The organism is Ruminococcus sp., from assembly GCF_019423705.1.
Taxonomy (GTDB): Bacteria; Bacillota; Clostridia; order Oscillospirales; family Ruminococcaceae; genus Hominimerdicola.
In genome coordinates this window covers 52,959-70,886 of record NZ_JAHZAX010000009.1, presented here as the reverse complement: position 1 = coordinate 70,886, position 17,928 = coordinate 52,959, and the positions used below count along the sequence as shown (strand labels likewise).

Here is a 17,928-nt window from a genome sequence, read left to right as displayed (position 1 = left end):
AGCGTCTTGCGAACTTTTTCAAAAAGTATTCAGCGAGGGAACCCGTGTTTCGGGGTGAGAGGGTGCAATCAAGCGCCGACCGAAAAATATTTTAACACCGGACTATGAGCTTTGAGCATAAGCTTATGGTCTGCGTGCCGCTGGATAACTTTACTCTTTTTCGTTCGGCGGTGCGATACGATATGGAGGAATAAAAATGAAAAAGACAAACATTCACAAGCTGGTTTTCGCAGCCGTATTGGTAGCAGTCGCAGTAGTAGGTTCATTGGTCTCATTCCCGATCGGAGCGTCTAAGTGCGCACCTGTTCAGCACCTTGTAAACATCATCGGCGCAGTATTTTTAGGTCCTGCTTGGGCTGTGGGCGTAGGCTTTACAGCAGCGCTTCTCAGAAATCTTCTCGGCCTTGGTTCGCTTCTCGCATTCCCCGGCTCAATGGTGGGCGCATTCGTTGCAGGTATGCTTTATAAGTATATCAAAAAGCTCCCAGCCGCTTATGTTGGCGAACTTTTCGGCACGTCAGTCTTGGGCGGACTTCTTGCATATCCTGTCGCAAGATTTCTCGTTGGCTCACCGGCCGCAGCCATCACAATGTATATCTTCCCATTCTTTGTAAGCTGCGCAGGCGGAACAGTCCTCGCAATAGTTATCGTAACAGCCCTCAAGAAAGCAAAAGTATTCGATAGCTTCTTGGGCTTCCAAAAGGAGGCAAAAGCATAATGAGCATTGTTGAAAGCTGCGCAAATGCCGCAGATAAAGTAAGAGAACTTTGCCCTCTCGTCCATTGCATAACAAATTATGTCACAGTAAACGACGTCGCAAACTGTATTCTCGCAGTAGGCGCTTCGCCGATCATGGCGGACGATATCGCAGAAGCAGCCGATATTACGTCTATCTCAAAAGCCCTCGTGATAAATATGGGCACGCTTAACGCACGCACAGTCGAGTCAATGGTCGCCGCAGGCAAAAAAGCCAATGAGCTTGGTATCCACGTTGTGTTCGATCCAGTCGGCGCAGGCGCTTCAAATTTCAGAAACGAAACAGCAAAGCGTATCCTCGAAAATGTTGATATCAGTATCCTGAGGGGCAACCTCTCGGAAATGTCGTATCTCGCAGGGCTGGAAGTCTCCACAAAGGGCGTTGATACCTCCGAAGCCGACGAGAGAAACGACCCTGTTTCAGTCGCAAAAAAGACCGCCGCAAAGTATAACTGCGTTGCCGCAATAACAGGCGCAGTCGATACTATCACAGACGGCAAAAAGGTCGCAAGGATATCCAACGGCCACCCATACCTTTCAAAGGTAACAGGCACAGGCTGTATGACCACAGGCCTTGTTGGCTCGTTCGCAGGCACAGGGGTGGATATGTTCACAGCCGCCGCAGCAGGCATTGCCGCAATGGGCATAGCAGGGGAGTTCGCATACGAAAAAGCTGGCGACATCGGCTCTGGCAGCTTCCATATTGCAATAATCGACGCTATCAGCAAAATGAACAGCAAGGTTTTTGCCGCAAAAGCAAAGATAGAAGAAGCTTAGTCTTGCAATATTTCAAGTTTAGTGGTATCATAGTAATGTGATACCATTAAATTTTTTGCAAATTAACATAAAGGAGTTGCATATCAATGACCGTCAGATTTGCTAATGAAAAGGATATACCGCAAATGAATGAGCTGCTCTATCAGGTGGAAAGAGTTCACCAGCAGGGCAGACCAGACCTCTTCAAAGAGGGCGCAAAAAAGTATACCGAGGAAGAGCTTAAAGTAATGCTCAAGGATAATTCAAAGCCGATCTTTGCGGCCGTTGACGATAATGACATTATGAAAGGCTATGCCTTCTGCATTTTTCAGGAGCATAAGGGTGATAACGTTCTGACGGATATCAAGACACTTTATATCGACGACCTGTGCGTGGACGAGAATTGCAGAGGCCAGCATATCGGCTCAGTTCTTTATGAGGCCGTCAAGAAATTTGCCAAGGAGCAGGGCTGTTATAACGTAACTCTCAACGTGTGGGAGTGCAACCCTTCCGCAAGAAAATTCTACGAAAAAGCAGGCCTTAAACCATATAAAACGGGAATGGAAGTCATTCTCTGATAAGAAATAAGAGGGTAAAAAAATGGACAAATCAAAAATTGACTATACATTGTATCTCTGCACCGACCGTGGACTTATGTCCTGCGATACTATCGAACAGTCTGTGGAAGAGGGCGTAAAGGGCGGCTGTACCGTCATTCAGCTTAGAGAAAAGGATTGCTCATCGAGAGAGTTCTATGAGCTTGCCGTAAGAGTGAAAAAGATAACGGACAAGTATAACGTGCCACTCATCATCAACGACCGACTTGATATCGCACAAGCAGTTGACTGCGCAGGCGTTCATTTGGGTCAGAGCGATATGCCTTGCGCCGTTGCAAGAAAGATTCTCGGCGATGATAAGCTTATCGGCATTTCCGCCGCAACTCTTGAAGAAGCGAAAAAAGCTCAGGCCGATGGCGCTGATTACCTCGGTGTTGGTGCAATGTACGCCACAAATACCAAGACCGACGCAAGAGCGGTCACAAAGGAACAGCTTGCGGAAATTAGAGCTGCTGTTGATATCCCGATAGTTATAATCGGCGGCGTGAATCAGAAAACTGTTCCGAACTTCAAAGGTATGGGCATTGACGGCGCAGCGGTGGTTTCCGCAGTTGTTTCCCAGCCAGATATCGAAAAAGCCGCAAAAGACCTCCGTGCCCTTTGCGACGATACTTTCGGCAGATAATATCAGACGGGCGATGAAAAATCGTCCGTTTTTTTGTACAATAAATGCTGATAACAGAAAAGTGGAAGCATTTATTTATGTATAATTTGTGTAAATTTATATGCCGCCCTATTGACCTTTTGAAGGAAATCGGTTATAATGATTTAAAAAGGTTTATTTTTTGAATTAAAGCACTAATGCGTTGAAACAAGTAACTATGTTAGGAGAGTAAAAATGAAAAAGACCAAGATCGTATGCACCATAGGACCTTCAACAGATGACGAAAACATAATGCGTGAGCTTATGAAAAATGGTATGGACGTTGCGAGATTCAACTTCTCACATTCCGACCACAGCGTTCATAAGGCACGTTTTGAAACAGTCAGCAGACTTAGAGAAGAACTGGGCGTGAACGTCGCAACGCTGCTTGATACAAAAGGTCCTGAGGTAAGACTAAAAAATTTCAAGGATCACAAGCCTGTAACGATAAAGGACGGCGACAAGTTCACTCTCACAACAAGAGAAGTCGAGGGCGATGAGACTATCTGCTCAAGCACTTTCCCACAGCTTCCAAAGGACGTTTCTATCGGCACGAGAATTCTTATAAACGACGGTAATATCGAGCTGAAAGCCCTCAGGGTTGACAGTACGGATATCGTTTGCGAAGTTATCCACGGCGGCGTTGTTTCCGACCACAAGGGCATCAATGTTCCTGACGTCAACCTTTCAATGCCTTATATCTCCGACGCTGATATGGCTGACCTTGAGTTCGGCGCAAAAATGGGCTTTGACTATATCGCAGCTTCATTTGTTAGAACAGGCGCAGACGTTATATATCTGAGAAAATTCACACAGAGCCTTGGCTGGTTCAATCCTAGGATCATCGCAAAGATTGAGAACGCACAGGGCGTTGCAAATATCGACGAGATACTTGAAGCCGCTGACGGAATAATGGTCGCAAGAGGCGATATGGGTGTTGAGATACCTTTCGAGCAGATACCTGCGATTCAGAAAGAGCTTATCAGAAAGGCATACAACGCAGGCAAGAACGTTATCACAGCAACACAGATGTTGGAGTCTATGATTTCCAACGCAAGACCAACAAGAGCCGAGATCACGGACGTTGCAAATGCTATCTATGACGGTTCATCAGCAATAATGCTTTCGGGCGAGACCGCAGCAGGCAAATATCCTGTTGAAGCAGTCAAGACAATGAGCCTTATCGCCGAGACAACTGAGAAGGATATCGACTATATCGGTCGTTTCAGAAAGAGAGCAGACGAGCGCAATTCAACTATCACAGACGCTATCTCCCACGCAACTGTGACCACAGCCCACGACCTTAACGCCGCAGCTATCCTTACAGTAACAAAGGGCGGCACGACTGCGAGAACGCTCTCGAAGTTCCGTCCGAACTGCCCGATAATCGCCCTCACGACTGATCTGACGACCTGTCACCAGCTGAACCTCTCTTGGGGTATCGAGGCCGGTATCATCGAGGAAAAGGACAACACCGATGAACTTATCCGTCACGCCCTCGAGCGCTCAGTAGAGCTTGGCTATCTCAAGAAGGGCGAGCTTGTTGTTATCACAGCAGGCGTACCTCTTGGAATGAGCGGAACGACAAATCTGCTCAAAGTTGAGCGTGCATAAATTTTGATATCGCAGATCGGCAGGGTGTACTCTGCCGATTTTTTTTTATTCGCATAATCTGTACTTCGGGCGGCCCTCATAGTAGCCCGAGGACTGGACAGACTTTAAACCGCACACAGGATTAAACCGTACAAAGTGCGTTTGGTGCGGTTTAACTACAACGTTTTTGAACCTGTCAATTGTAGGGGCGAACAGCGTTCGTCCGTTATTTTGGTGTTTTTCAACAGTCTCGGGGCGACCTTTGGTCGTCCTTATTTTGTTGTACAATTTTACTAATTTTATGCTCACTAATTTGTACAAACCAATGATTTATGTTTTAATTTGATAATAATTGAGCAATTGTTGTATTTTTAATGCAACTTTTCGCCGATTTTTCGGGATAAGTAGAAAGACATTTGTAGAGTGGCAAGGGAAACTTGTTGGACTGAGGTCTTAGGAAACTCGACGTGATAGTTTTGGCTGGCGCATCTAAGGACTTGCACCCAAATGTTGAGAAATGATAATGTGGACATTGTGTACATAACCAAGGGCTTTGATCACGTTTGATCTTCTCCGAAAAGCAGCTTGAAAATCGAATATTATCGGGGTTTAGAGAATATTGTGGAATACTAAACCTATGTTAACATATGACTGAAATATGGCTGATAAGTAATATTTTTGACTTTTGCTTGACAATAGAAAACAAATATGTTACTATTTTAGTATACAAGCGGTGTGTATTATAAATAAGGTAGGCAATTCAAAAATGAATACCACGCCGCTTGAAATCTGTATGTCAGGAGAGTATAAAATGGAAAGACAGTTTTATGACGAATGGGAAGGCTTTAAGCCCGGCAGATGGTCAAATACTTCTATAAATCTTCGTGATTTTATCCAGAAGAACTTCACACCATATGACGGCGACGACAGCTTCCTCGCAGGTCCGACAGACGCAACCAAGAAGCTTTGGGAACAGGTAATGGATCTTTCTAAGCAGGAAAGAGAAGCAGGCGGAGTTCTTGATATGGATACAAAGATCGTTTCCACTATCACTTCTCACGGCCCTGGATACCTCAATAAGGATCTTGAGAAGATCGTTGGCTTCCAGACAGATAAGCCTTTCAAGCGTTCACTTCAGCCTTTCGGCGGTATCAGAATGGCTATCAATGCTTGCGAGCAGAATGGCTACACAGTTGACCCAGAGATCGTAAAGATCTTCACAGAATATAGAAAAACACATAACCAGGGCGTATTTGACGCTTATACACCTGAGATGAAGCTTGCTAGACACGCTGCTATCATCACAGGTCTGCCGGACGCTTACGGCAGAGGAAGAATCATCGGCGACTACAGAAGAGTTGCTCTTTACGGTATTGATTACCTTGTTGAAGACAAGAAGGATCAGCTTGCAACTTCTCTCGTTAGAATGACTTCTAAGAACATCAGACTCAGAGAGGAACTTTCTGAGCAGATCAGAGCCCTCGGCGAACTCAAGAAGCTCGGTGAGATCTACGGTTACGATATCTCACGTCCTGCTAAGAACGCTAAGGAAGCTATCCAATGGCTGTACTTCGGCTACCTTGCTGCTGTTAAGGAGCAGAACGGTGCCGCAATGTCACTGGGCAGAACATCTACATTTATCGACATCTATATCAAGAGAGATATGGAGAGAGGTATCCTCACAGAGGAAGAGGCTCAGGAACTCGTAGACCACTTCATTATGAAGCTCAGACTTGTTAAGTTCGCAAGAACACCTGAGTATAACTCACTCTTCTCCGGCGACCCGACTTGGGTAACTGAGTCTATCGGCGGCGTTTCTATCGACGGCGTTCCAATGGTTACAAAGACTTCATTCAGATATCTCCACACTCTCGAGAACCTCGGCCCTGCACCGGAGCCGAACATGACAGTTCTGTGGAGCACAAAGCTTCCAACAAACTTCAAGAAGTTCTGCGCTAAGACTTCTATCAAGACTTCTGCTATCCAGTACGAGAACGACGACCTTATGAGAGTTACACACGGCGATGACTACGCTATCGCTTGCTGCGTATCTTCAATGAGAATTGGTAAGGAAATGCAGTTCTTCGGCGCGAGAGCTAACCTCGCTAAGTGCCTCCTCTACGCTATCAACGGCGGTGTCGATGAGAGACTTAAGATCCAGGTTGGTCCTAAGTATCGTCCAGTTACAGGCGATTACCTCGATTACGATGATGTAATGTCTAAGTACGACGATATGATGGAATGGCTCGCAGGCCTCTACGTTAATACACTTAACGTTATCCACTATATGCACGATAAGTATTCTTACGAGAGAGTTCAGATGGCTCTCCACGACAGAGATGTTAAGAGATACTTCGCAACAGGTATCGCTGGACTTTCAGTTGTTGCTGACTCACTTTCTGCTATCAAGTATGCAAAAGTCAAGTGCATCAGAGATGAGGACGGCATCGTAACAGATTACGAAGTTGAGGGCGATTTCCCTAAGTATGGTAACAACGATGAGAGAGTTGACAAGATCGCAGTTGACCTCGTAAGAACATTTATGGATAAGATCAGAAAGCACCACACTTACAGAGACGGTGTTCCTACAATGTCTATCCTTACAATTACTTCAAACGTTGTATACGGCAAGAAGACAGGTTCTACACCTGACGGCAGAAAGATCGGCGTGCCTCTGGCTCCTGGTGCTAACCCAATGCACGGCAGAGATACACACGGCGCTTCCTCTTCACTTTCTTCTGTTGCTAAGCTCCCATTCAGACATGCTCAGGACGGTATTTCTAATACATTCTCCATTATTCCTGACGCACTCGGCAAGGACGATAAGGTATTTATGGGCGATCTCGATATCGAAAGCATAGCTAAGGAGCTCAACGATGGGGTTTAATGTAAAGAAAGACGAGGACGAAGCACAGGTAAACGAACTTGTGGACGTCATTGACAGACTTATGCAGGACGGAAAGGGTCATCTTACAGTTGACTTTGACGAGACAGCAGATGGTCTTAACGTCAGAACTTACAGCACTTCCGATTGCGGAGGTGACGGCAAAACTGCTTGCTGCCAGCCAACGGAAGAGGATGCTATTGATAATACTGAGGACTAAAGTCCTAAAAGAAGCAAAGGAGAGTTTTTGCGGCTCTCTTGAAGCTTCGGTGTCATAAATTACAGAAAGGAAATGATATTATGGCAAATTTTGAACCAACAGATGCACAGGTCGATAACCTTATCGGTCTGCTTGATGGTTATGCTGAAAAAGGCGGACATCATCTTAACGTAAATGTACTTAACAGAGAAACTCTTCTCGACGCTCAGGCTCACCCTGAGAAGTACCCACAGCTCACTATCAGAGTTTCGGGCTACGCTGTAAACTTTGTAAAGCTTACAAAGGAACAGCAGGACGATGTTATTTCAAGAACATTCCACAAGAGCCTTTAATACTTAATATGAGTATCCCCGTGAAGAGCTGAGTGCTTTTTGCGGAACATAAAAGCAAACGGGCGGTCGGCGATCGTTCTTACATAGCGGCGTGGTTCGCCAATGTGTGGGAGTATAGCCGTCGCCCGATTGCTGTATAGTCGGACTGAGGGGATCGGTCGGGGGTGCAGTCAAGTCGGTTGCGATAAAAGTTGCGACGTTGGCGAAAAACGGGCGAACGATGTTCGCCCCTACCTGTTGACAGAATGTAAAAGGTTAATGAGAAATGCCTTTGCTTGTCTAAAGACGCTGAGAAAGTGGGACGTCGAGGACGCCGTCCCTTACAAATTGACAGATAATTACTACAATGTTTCAGCACCAAACCAAACGGACTATGTACGGTTTAATGCTGTGTACGGTTTACAGTTTGTCCAGTCTTCGGGCTGAGTCGTAACTTGCCCGAAGTCCAGATTATGCGAATTAAAAAAAGAGGTGTGTTTTTTGGAAGGATTTATACATTCTACGGAGAGCTTTGGTACGGTGGACGGCCCGGGTATCAGATTTGTTATTTTCTTTCAGGGCTGTCCGATGAGGTGCCTTTATTGCCATAATCCCGATACGTGGGAGATCGGCAAGGGCACGAAAAGAACTGCCGAAAGTCTGCTGGAAGAGTACGACTCGGTGAAGGAATTTATGAAAAACGGCGGCATTACCTGCACAGGCGGCGAGCCGCTGGTTCAGATAGATTTCGTGACGGAGCTTTTTGAAAAGGCTAAGGCGAAAAATATCCACACCTGCCTTGACAGCTCGGGCATAACTTTTACGCCGGAGCACACAGAAAAGTTTGAAAGACTCTGCAAATGCACCGACCTTGTTATGCTGGATATCAAGCACATTGACCGTGAGGAGCACAAAAAGCTCACGGGGCATTATAACGACAATATTCTTGCTTTTGCGAAGTTTTTGTCGGAGCAGGGCGTGCCGATTTGGATACGCCACGTTGTTGTGCCGGGCATAACGGACAAGGAGGAGTACCTTTTCAGGCTGGGCGAGTTTATTTCTCAGCTCAAGACCCTCAAGGCGCTGGACGTGCTGCCTTACCATACTATGGGAAAGGTCAAGTACGAGCAGCTTGGCATTGATTATCCGCTGGGCGACACGCCGCCACTTGACAAGAGCGAGGCCGTTAAGGCGAGAGATATCGTTATGAGCGGCTTGAAGGCGGCACTGAAAAAGAAGAAGTAGCTGGAAATGGCGTGTTTGCGTGGTTGGCGTGATTAATGATGTGGCGACAACATAACAAGCTACCATAAATTGTTATGAGCTTAGTCGAATAACAATTTTTCGTCCCTACAATTGAAACGAGTAGATCTCGGTCTGCTCGTTTTTATTTTTTTGCAAAATAAACATTTTTATGGCTTTGATTTGGATAAATTTCTGCTTATTTGGACGATTGACGGGGCGGCGCAAATGTGGTAAAATAATTTACGGCAAAAATGCAGCAATTGAATATTGGAACAGGTTTATATTGGAAACGCACATTCTCTGAATGATTAACGAACAACACAGCTTCTGAAAAAAGCTGTAAAGTTTTTATCATAAGGAGGATTTTTTTATGCCAAAGAATTTGTTTCAAGAGATCGTTTTTACTGTGATTATGGTGTTTGTAATGGTGTACGCTATGATATGCTACAACATTGCGCTGAATATGGGCGGAATGTCAAACGCTGTTTTTCTCAAGGCTTTCCACGAGCTTATCATTATGGCACCGATAGCTTTTGTTATCGACTTTTTCGCTGTTGGAAAGATAGCAAAAAAGAAGGCGTTCAAGATCGTTGATGTGAGAAAGGACAATCCGTTTCATCTTGTGCTTGCCATATCGGTGATATCTGTCATTTTTATGTGTCCGCTTATGAGCCTTGCGGCTACGCTGCTTTTTAAGAATGCAGGAAGGGAAGTAATTGCGGTATGGCTTGAGACCACGGCGATGAACTTTCCTATGGCGCTTTGCTGGCAGCTTTTCTTTGCAGGCCCGCTGGTGAGATCGGTTTTCGGACTTATTTTCAGAGAGCGTGAACAGGAAAACGGGGCTGTATCTGCGGCTGCGGAATAAGGTATTGTAATTAGACTTCGGCGATATTTCGTCGGGGTCTTTTTTTTAGTTAAAAAAGTGTTAAAACCCTTTACAAGAACTTTAATTTGTGCTATAATAGTAATCGTAAAAATTTGCGTGAAAAAGGAGGAGCTTATAGTGCAGAAGGCATATCTGATTTTGGAGAACGGTACTATATTCGAGGGCAAAAGCTTTGGCGCAGCAGGCGAAGCTATTGGCGAAATTGTTTTTACTACGGCTATGACAGGCTATCTCGAAACACTTACTGACCCTAGTTACTATGGACAGATAGTCGTTCAGACTTTCCCGTTAATTGGTAATTACGGCGTTATTCCCGAGGATTTTGAAAGTGAATGTCCTCACGTTAAAGCTTATATTGTTAGAGATTGGTGTCAAGAGCCCAGCAACTTCCGTTGTGAGGGTGATCTTGACACTTTTTTAAAGAAGAACAACATCGTTGGTCTTTACGGTATCGACACACGTCAGCTCACAAAGATCGTGCGTGAGTCGGGCGTTATGAACGGAAAGATCGTTCCGGAGGGTTCAAGCTTCGGTTTGACTGACCTTAAGAACTACACGATAGTTGACGCAGTCAAGAACACGACTTGCAGCGAGGAAAAGACCTTTGAGCCAGAGGGCGAGGTCAAGAGAAAGGTAGTTCTTTACGATTTCGGTGCAAAGCACAACATCGGCAGAGAGCTTGTTAAGAGAGGCTGCGAGGTAACAGTCGTTCCTGCATACACGACGGCTGAGAGGATCAAGGAGCTTGCGCCGGACGGCATAATGCTTTCAAACGGCCCTGGAGACCCAGCGGAGAATGTTGAGATCATTGAAGAGCTGAGAAAGATATCTGAGATGAAGATACCGACATTCGGCATTTGTCTTGGTCATCAGTTGCTTGCCCTTGCTCACGGTGCTGTAACTCACAAGCTGAAGTACGGTCACAGAGGTGCGAACCAGCCTGCGGAGAACACAGAGACAGGCAGAGTTTACATAACATCGCAGAACCACGGTTACGCAGTTGAGAACGACTCGCTGCCCGAGAACGCAAAGGTGCTTTACGTTAATGCCAACGACGGCACTTGCGAGGGTGTGAGATATCTTGACAAGCCGGCATTTTCTGTACAGTTCCACCCAGAGGCTTGCGGCGGCCCACACGACACGGATTTCTTGTTTGATGAATTCGTTTCGCTGATAGATGCTAACAAGTGAGGAGTGGGGAGTGAGGAGTGAGGAATTATCCTGCTCTGAAACTTCTGAGGTTATTATAACTTATACGCTCCGAACGTAAATTATTTAGGTGAAGTATGGAAAATGGTTATTCATATGCTTATAGCGAGCATTTCGGCAAAAATCCTATTGCAAGCAAAAGCTTTGCTTTTGCACTCAGAATAGTTAATTTGTATAAATACTTGTGTGATGAAAAGCGTGAGTACGTTATGTCGAAACAGGTGCTTCGCAGCGCTCGAGCATTGGTGCAAATGTTGCGGAGGCTGAATGTGCGGTAAGCCGAAAAGATTTCCGTTCTAAAATGTATATCGCATTTAAAGAGAATGTGGAAACTATGTACTGGCTTGATCTGCTGGCGGCGTCTGAATATCTGACGAAGGAACAATATGATTCAATTCAGCTTGACTGCATAGAATTGAAAAGGATATTGTCTTCTATAACAAAATCAATGGGCGATGAAGAATAAAACGCTCATAGTATATAAGAGAGCTGAATGTCTGGCGTTGCTGGAAGTGAGATGAGGAACAATTCCTCACTCCTCACTCCTCACTCCTCACTTTCGGTGTTTCCCTAAACTTTTCGGAAAGGATTGAATTTAAGTGCCTTTAAATAAAGATATAAAGCGAGTTCTCGTTATCGGTTCCGGTCCTATCGTTATCGGTCAGGCTGCTGAGTTTGACTATGCGGGTACACAGGCTTGCCGTGCGCTCAAGCAGGAAGGTCTTGAGGTAATTCTTATCAACTCTAACCCGGCTACTATCATGACTGATAATGCTATGGCTGATAAGATATACATTGAACCGCTCACTCTTGAAACTGTTAAGAGAGTTATCAAGAAAGAACGTCCTGACAGCCTGCTTTCTACGCTGGGCGGTCAGACGGGTCTTACCCTTTCAATGCAGCTTGCTAAGGAAGGCTTCCTTGACAAGTATAATGTTAAGCTCCTTGGCGCTAACCCTGAGACTATCGACAAGGCTGAGGACAGACAGATGTTCAAGGATACTATGGAGTCTATCGGACAGCCTTGTATCCCTTCTAAGGTCGTTAATACTGTTGAGGACGCTGTTGACTTCGCTAATCAGCCGGGTATCGGTTATCCGCTTATCATCAGACCTGCATTTACCCTTGGCGGTACAGGCGGCGGTATCGTAAATGATGAGGAAGAGCTCAAGGAGATCACAAGAAACGGTCTTTATCTTTCACCTATCACTCAGGTGCTTGTTGAGAAATGTATCGCAGGCTGGAAAGAGATCGAGTTCGAGGTAATGAGAGACGCAAAGGGCAACGTTATCACAGTTTGCTCGATGGAGAATTTCGACCCTGTCGGCGTTCACACAGGCGACTCTATCGTTATCGCTCCTGCTGTTACGCTTGCGGACAAGGAATATCAGATGCTTCGTTCCGCAGCATTGAAGATCATTGACACTCTTAAAGTTGAGGGCGGCTGCAACTGTCAGTTCGCACTTAATCCTGACAGCTTTGAATACGCTGTTATCGAGGTCAACCCGAGAGTTTCACGTTCTTCTGCACTTGCTTCTAAGGCGACAGGTTATCCTATCGCAAAGGTAGCGGCTCAGATCGCTATCGGATATACACTTGACGAGATCAAGAACGCTGTTACAGGCAAGACTTATGCTTGCTTTGAGCCTGCACTTGACTACGTTGTTGTTAAGCTGCCTAAGTGGCCTTTCGACAAGTTCGTTTACGCTAAGCGTGAGCTGGGCACACAGATGAAGGCTACCGGTGAGGTTATGGCTATCGGCTCAACTTTCGAGCAGGCTATAATGAAGGCTGTCAGAGGCGCTGAGATCGGTCACGACTGCCTTATCTCGCCTAAGATGCTTGATCTTGACGACAAGACTATCCACGACAGACTTTATGACTGCACAGACGAGAGACTGTTCGTTGTATACGAGGCTCTCAGACGTGGTGTTTCTGTTGACGAGATACACAGCATTACTAAGATCGACGAATGGTTCCTTTACAAGCTTTGCAAGCTTATTGATATGGAAAAGAAGCTTAAGGATGACTTCAACGAGGAGACATATCTTGAGGCTAAGAAGATCGGTTATACTGACAAGGTGATCGAGAAGATAACAGGAAAGAAGATCGACAAGCCTGTACACGCTGTATTCAAGATGGTTGATACTTGTGCGGCTGAGTTTGCGGCTATGACGCCTTACTTCTACTCAACATATGACAATGAGGACGAGGCAAGCGAATTCATTGCAAACAAGGGTCACGACAGAAAGACCGTTATCGTATTCGGTTCAGGTCCTATCAGAATCGGTCAGGGTATCGAGTTCGACTATGCTTCCGTTCATTGCGTATGGGCTTTGAAGGAGAAGGGTTATGACGTTGTTATCGTTAATAACAACCCTGAGACTGTTTCGACTGACTTTGATACTGCGGACAGACTTTACTTTGAGCCATTGACTGATGAGGACGTTATGAACATCATCAGAGTTGAGAAGCCTGTTGGCGTTGTTGTTGCATTCGGCGGACAGACTGCTATCAAGCTCACAAAACATATGGCTGAGCACGGAGTTAATATTCTCGGAACACCTCCTGACGCTATCGACGCCGCAGAAGACAGAGAGAGATTTGACGAACTGCTCGAGCAGCTCAAGATAAAGAGACCACAGGGCTTCACGGTTATGACCTGCGACGAGGCTCTCGAGGTGGCAAACAAGATACATTATCCTGTTCTTATGAGACCGTCTTACGTTCTCGGCGGACAGAATATGATAATCGCATTCAACGATGACGATATCAAGGAGTATATGGCTATCATTCTCGATCAGGGAATAGAGAACCCTGTACTTATCGACAAGTATCTTATGGGTACTGAGCTTGAGATCGACGCTATCTGCGACGGCGAGGATATACTTATCCCTGGTATTATGGAGCATATCGAGAGAACGGGTATCCACTCGGGCGACTCTATTGCGGTATATCCTGCTTGGAACGTTTCTGACAGCCTTATCGACAGAATTATCGAATGCTCAAAGAAGCTTGCTATCGCACTTAACACAAAGGGTCTTGTAAACATTCAGTACATCGCTTATCACGATGAGATCTATGTTATCGAGGTAAACCCACGTTCTTCAAGAACTATCCCTTACATTTCTAAGGTAACGGGCGTACCGATGGTCGATCTTGCTACTAAGTGTATGCTTGGCGAGAAGCTCAAGGATATGGGTTACGGCACGGGTCTTTACAGAAATTCACCATATGTTGCTGTTAAGGTGCCTGTATTCTCATTCGAGAAGCTTATCGGCGTTGATAACCACCTTGGACCTGAGATGAAGTCAACAGGTGAGGTACTTGCAGTTTCTAACTCTCTTGAAGAGTCGCTTTACAAGGGTCTGACGGCTGCGGGATACAAGCTTGGCAAGAAGGGCGGAGTATTCATTACAGTTAGAGACTCTGACAAGGCTGAGATCCCTCAGACGGCAAAGATGTTTGCTGATCTTGGATTTAAGATATACGCTACACACGGCACGGCTAAGGTGCTTCACGAGCACGGTATCAATGCTGAGGTAGTTGCTAAGATACACGAGAACGAGGAGAACAACACTCTTACGCTTATCGAGAGCGGAAAGATCGCTTATGTTATCTCCACATCTTCTAAGGGTAGGATACCTACAAGAGACTCTGTTAAGATCAGAAGAAAGACTGTTGAATGGAACATTCCTTGTCTTACTTCTATCGACACGGCTAACGCTATTGCGGCTTCTATCAGAAGTAAGTACACAGAGTCAACTACTGAGATAGTTGATATCAACAATATGAGAACTGAGAAGCAGAACTTTGAGTTCACAAAAATGCAGGGCTGCGGCAATGACTACATTTACTTCAACTGCTTCAATCAGAGGATCGACAACCCTGAGGGTCTTGCGCTGAACCTTTCTGACAGACACTTCGGTATCGGCGGCGACGGCGTTATACTTATCTGCCGTTCAAAGGTGGCTGACGCCAAGATGAGAATGTTCAACCTTGACGGTTCTGAGGGCAAGATGTGCGGCAACGGTATCAGATGTGTTGCCAAGTTTATGAGAGACAACGGCATCGTAAACAAGGACGAAATGACTATAGAGACTCTGTCGGGCATTATGACAGTTTCACTTATTCGTCATTACGGCGAGGTGAGCGGCGCTACTGTTAATATGGGCAAAGCTATTCTTGCGCCACATCTTGTGCCTGTTGATCTTGAGCCTGACGCTGAGGGCAGAGTTGTTGACAGAAAGGTGAACATTGGCGGCAATGATTACAACATCACTTGCGTTTCAATGGGCAACCCACACGCTGTTGTATTTATGAACAATGTTGACAGCCTTGACATCGACACAGTAGGTTATGCTTTCGAGCACGACAAGATATTCCCAGAGAGAGTCAATGCGGAATTTATCAAGGTGATTGACGATCACACACTCAAGATGAGAGTTTGGGAGAGAGGTTCGGGCGAGACCTGGGCTTGTGGAACAGGTGCTTGCGCTGCGGCTGTTGCGGCAGTTCTCAACGGATACTGCAAGAAGGACGAGGAGATATCTGTTATCCTCAAGGGCGGCACGCTGAAGATCAGATACACAGACGAGGCTGTATATCTTACAGGCGACGCTGTTACTGTATTCTCGGGTCACATTATAATGTAAAAACAGCTCGTAGGTTTCTGCGGGTATAGAGCGGCAGCCGCAGAGCGTTTTTAACAAAGCTTTGCGGCTGTATGCGTTTTATAAGTTTGAGCCGACAAACTTTTGAAATTTAACTCGGCAAAAGAATGAAAAGGAGCTAGAATTATGCCAACTATCAACGAAAATTTTCTCAAGCTTGAAAAAAATTATCTTTTTATAAACATTGCAAAGAAGGTAAAGGCTTTCACAGAGGCTCACCCTGAGGCTGACATTATCAGAATGGGTATCGGCGACGTTACACAGCCTATCGCGAAGTGCGTTGTTGATGCAATGAAGAAGGGCGCTGACGAAATGGGCGTCAAGGAGACATTCAAGGGTTACGAGGACAGCGGTGCAGGATATGACTTCCTCAAGGAAGCTGTTGCAGGTTATTACAAGAGCTTCGGCGTTGACATTCCTGCGGACGATATCAGGATCAACGACGGTGCGAAGTCTGACTGCGGCAACATTGTGGATATTTTCGGCAATGACAATGTTGTACTTATCACAGACCCTGCATATCCTGTATATGTAGACACAAACCTTATGAGCGGCAGAAAGGTAATTTATGCTGACTCAAACGAGGAGAACAACTTTGCGGCTATGCCGGACGAGAACGTTAAGTGCGATCTTATTTATCTTTGCTCGCCTAACAATCCGACGGGTTCTGTATACACAAAGGAGCAGCTGAAGGTTTGGATAGATTACGCAAAGAAGAACAATGCGATCATCATTTACGATTCAGCATACGAGGCATTTATCACAGAAGAGGACGTTCCAAGAAGCATTTTCGCAGTTGAGGGCGCAAAGGAATGCGCTATCGAGATGTGCTCACTTTCAAAGACAGCCGGCTTCACAGGTATGAGATGCGGTTACACAGTTATACCTCACGAGCTTGTTGTTAAGGCTTCTGACGGCAGCGAAGTTTCAATTTCACAGCTTTGGGGCAGACGTGAGGGTTCAAAGTTCAACGGTGTATCTTACCCTGTACAATGCGCTGCTGCTGCGGTATTCTCTGAGGAAGGTCTCAAGCAGACGAGAGCGAACATTGAATACTATCAGAACAACGCAAAGGTTATGGCTTCCACCCTTGACGAGCTTGGTATCAAGTACACAGGCGGAAAGAACTCGCCATACATTTGGCTCAAGTGCCCTAATGATATGGGCTCGTGGGAGTTCTTTGATTATCTCCTCGAGAACGCAAATGTTGTTGGTACTCCCGGTGCTGGCTTCGGCAAGAACGGCGAGGGCTGGTTCAGATTGACTGCTTTCGGCGACAAGGACAGGACTGTTGAGGCTATGGAGAGAATTAAGAAATTGCTCTCTAAGTGAGGAGTTAGGAGTGAGGAGTGAGGAATTGCTCGCTCCGCTCGTGGGTTCTCTAATAGTTTGAGAGATTATTTATGTAGGGGCGACCTTTGTGTCGCCTCTTTTTTTGTAGGTTATAAAAGAGAATATAAGCATAAAAAAGGGCGAACGATGTTCGCCCCTACGTTTGACAGGTTTAATAACAATGTTTATGAACAGCACCAACCGCACTCTGTACGGTTTAATGCTGTGTACGGTTTAAAGTCTGTCTGCTCCTCGGGTTGAGTCGTAACTTGCCCGCAGTCCAGCCCTATGCGAATTAAAAAAGACCAAAGCTAATGGATAGTGCGGAATTTACGGCGGTCATTGAGTTTCCGTCTAATGAGCCCATTTTTTCTTTTAGGCGCTTTTTGTCCAATGTACGAATTTGCTCGAGAAGGACAACGGAGTCCTTGGATAGGCCGCAGGTGCCGCCGTTGACTTCTATGTGGGTCGGCAGCTTGGCTTTGTCCTGTCGGCTGGTTATTGCTGCGGCTATGACTGTCGGCGAATGTTTGTTGCCGACGTCGTTCTGCACGATGAGCACAGGTCTCATTCCGCCCTGCTCTGAGCCCACTACCGGGCTGAGGTCTGCATAATATATATCGCCCCTGTGTACTGTCACTTGAAACACTCCTATTCTTTTGGCTTTTGCCTTTGTTGCAGATCGCCTGCTAAGGTTATTATTACCACAAATTCTGGTTATAATCATTTGTGCGGGTTTTCGCAGAGCTGTTTTATTTTATGCAGGGAGGGGCGGTATGGTTAATTGTACTGAATTTTGT

Annotated in this window: 14 protein-coding genes and 1 pseudogene; 14 read left to right on the top strand and 1 reads right to left on the bottom strand. The window is 45.8% G+C overall.

Annotated elements, in window-relative coordinates; genetic code table 11:
- The first annotated feature begins 196 nt into the window (after nt 1-196).
- The 14 genes and pseudogenes from thiW (at nt 197) to QZ371_RS08610 (ending at nt 17,128) form a co-directional block, all read left to right on the top strand.
- Entirely contained in the window at nt 197-718 is a 522-nt protein-coding gene (gene thiW / locus QZ371_RS08675) for an energy coupling factor transporter S component ThiW (RefSeq protein ID WP_295211723.1), read from the top strand.
- Entirely contained in the window at nt 718-1,533 is an 816-nt protein-coding gene (gene thiM / locus QZ371_RS08670) for a hydroxyethylthiazole kinase (RefSeq protein ID WP_295211722.1), read from the top strand. Before thiW ends, thiM begins: the two co-directional genes overlap by 1 nt.
- Nucleotides 1,534-1,619: 86 nt before the next feature.
- Nucleotides 1,620-2,090 carry a GNAT family N-acetyltransferase gene (locus QZ371_RS08665; protein ID WP_295211721.1) on the top strand — a complete coding sequence of 157 codons (471 nt, stop codon included), beginning with the start codon at nt 1,620-1,622 and terminating at the stop codon, nt 2,088-2,090.
- 22 nt (nt 2,091-2,112) lie between these two features.
- The gene (thiE, locus tag QZ371_RS08660; RefSeq protein WP_295211720.1) at nt 2,113-2,754 is read left to right on the top strand and encodes a thiamine phosphate synthase; all 642 of its coding nucleotides are present in this window, start codon (nt 2,113-2,115) and stop codon (nt 2,752-2,754) included.
- Between the two features lie 213 nt (nt 2,755-2,967).
- Nucleotides 2,968-4,386, top strand: a complete 1,419-nt coding sequence (pyk, locus tag QZ371_RS08655; protein WP_295211719.1) for a pyruvate kinase — start codon at nt 2,968-2,970, stop codon at nt 4,384-4,386.
- A 790-nt stretch (nt 4,387-5,176) separates the two neighbouring features.
- Nucleotides 5,177-7,252: a formate C-acetyltransferase gene (pflB, locus tag QZ371_RS08650; protein WP_295211717.1), complete on the top strand. Its 2,076-nt coding sequence runs from the start codon at nt 5,177-5,179 to the stop codon at nt 7,250-7,252.
- Nucleotides 7,242-7,469, top strand: a complete 228-nt coding sequence (locus QZ371_RS08645; RefSeq protein WP_295211716.1) for a hypothetical protein — start codon at nt 7,242-7,244, stop codon at nt 7,467-7,469. The genes pflB and QZ371_RS08645 overlap by 11 nt, the downstream gene beginning before the upstream one ends.
- A gap of 80 nt (nt 7,470-7,549) precedes the next feature.
- Complete coding sequence (grcA3, locus tag QZ371_RS08640) at nt 7,550-7,801, top strand: autonomous glycyl radical cofactor GrcA3 (protein ID WP_178182254.1); 252 nt, start codon at nt 7,550-7,552, stop codon at nt 7,799-7,801.
- 480 nt (nt 7,802-8,281) lie between these two features.
- Nucleotides 8,282-9,025: a pyruvate formate-lyase-activating protein gene (gene pflA, locus QZ371_RS08635; protein WP_295211713.1), complete on the top strand. Its 744-nt coding sequence runs from the start codon at nt 8,282-8,284 to the stop codon at nt 9,023-9,025.
- Nucleotides 9,026-9,395: 370 nt separating this feature from the next.
- On the top strand, nt 9,396-9,893 hold the full coding sequence (locus QZ371_RS08630) for a DUF2798 domain-containing protein (RefSeq protein ID WP_295211712.1): 498 nt from the start codon (nt 9,396-9,398) through the stop codon (nt 9,891-9,893).
- Between the two features lie 135 nt (nt 9,894-10,028).
- Nucleotides 10,029-11,105, top strand: coding sequence for a carbamoyl phosphate synthase small subunit (locus QZ371_RS08625; protein WP_295211810.1), 1,077 nt, complete (start codon nt 10,029-10,031; stop codon nt 11,103-11,105).
- Nucleotides 11,106-11,200: 95 nt separating this feature from the next.
- Nucleotides 11,201-11,589: pseudogene (locus QZ371_RS08620) on the top strand (four helix bundle protein).
- 133 nt (nt 11,590-11,722) lie between these two features.
- Nucleotides 11,723-15,778, top strand: coding sequence for a carbamoyl-phosphate synthase large subunit (gene carB / locus QZ371_RS08615; RefSeq protein ID WP_295211711.1), 4,056 nt, complete (start codon nt 11,723-11,725; stop codon nt 15,776-15,778).
- Nucleotides 15,779-15,922: 144 nt separating this feature from the next.
- Nucleotides 15,923-17,128, top strand: a complete 1,206-nt coding sequence (locus tag QZ371_RS08610) for an LL-diaminopimelate aminotransferase (protein WP_295211710.1) — start codon at nt 15,923-15,925, stop codon at nt 17,126-17,128.
- A 295-nt stretch (nt 17,129-17,423) separates the two neighbouring features.
- On the opposite strand, the gene QZ371_RS08605 is transcribed toward QZ371_RS08610, so the two are convergent.
- Complete coding sequence (locus QZ371_RS08605; RefSeq protein ID WP_295211709.1) at nt 17,424-17,768, bottom strand: type II toxin-antitoxin system PemK/MazF family toxin; 345 nt, start codon at nt 17,766-17,768, stop codon at nt 17,424-17,426.
- Nucleotides 17,769-17,928: the final 160 nt, after the last annotated feature.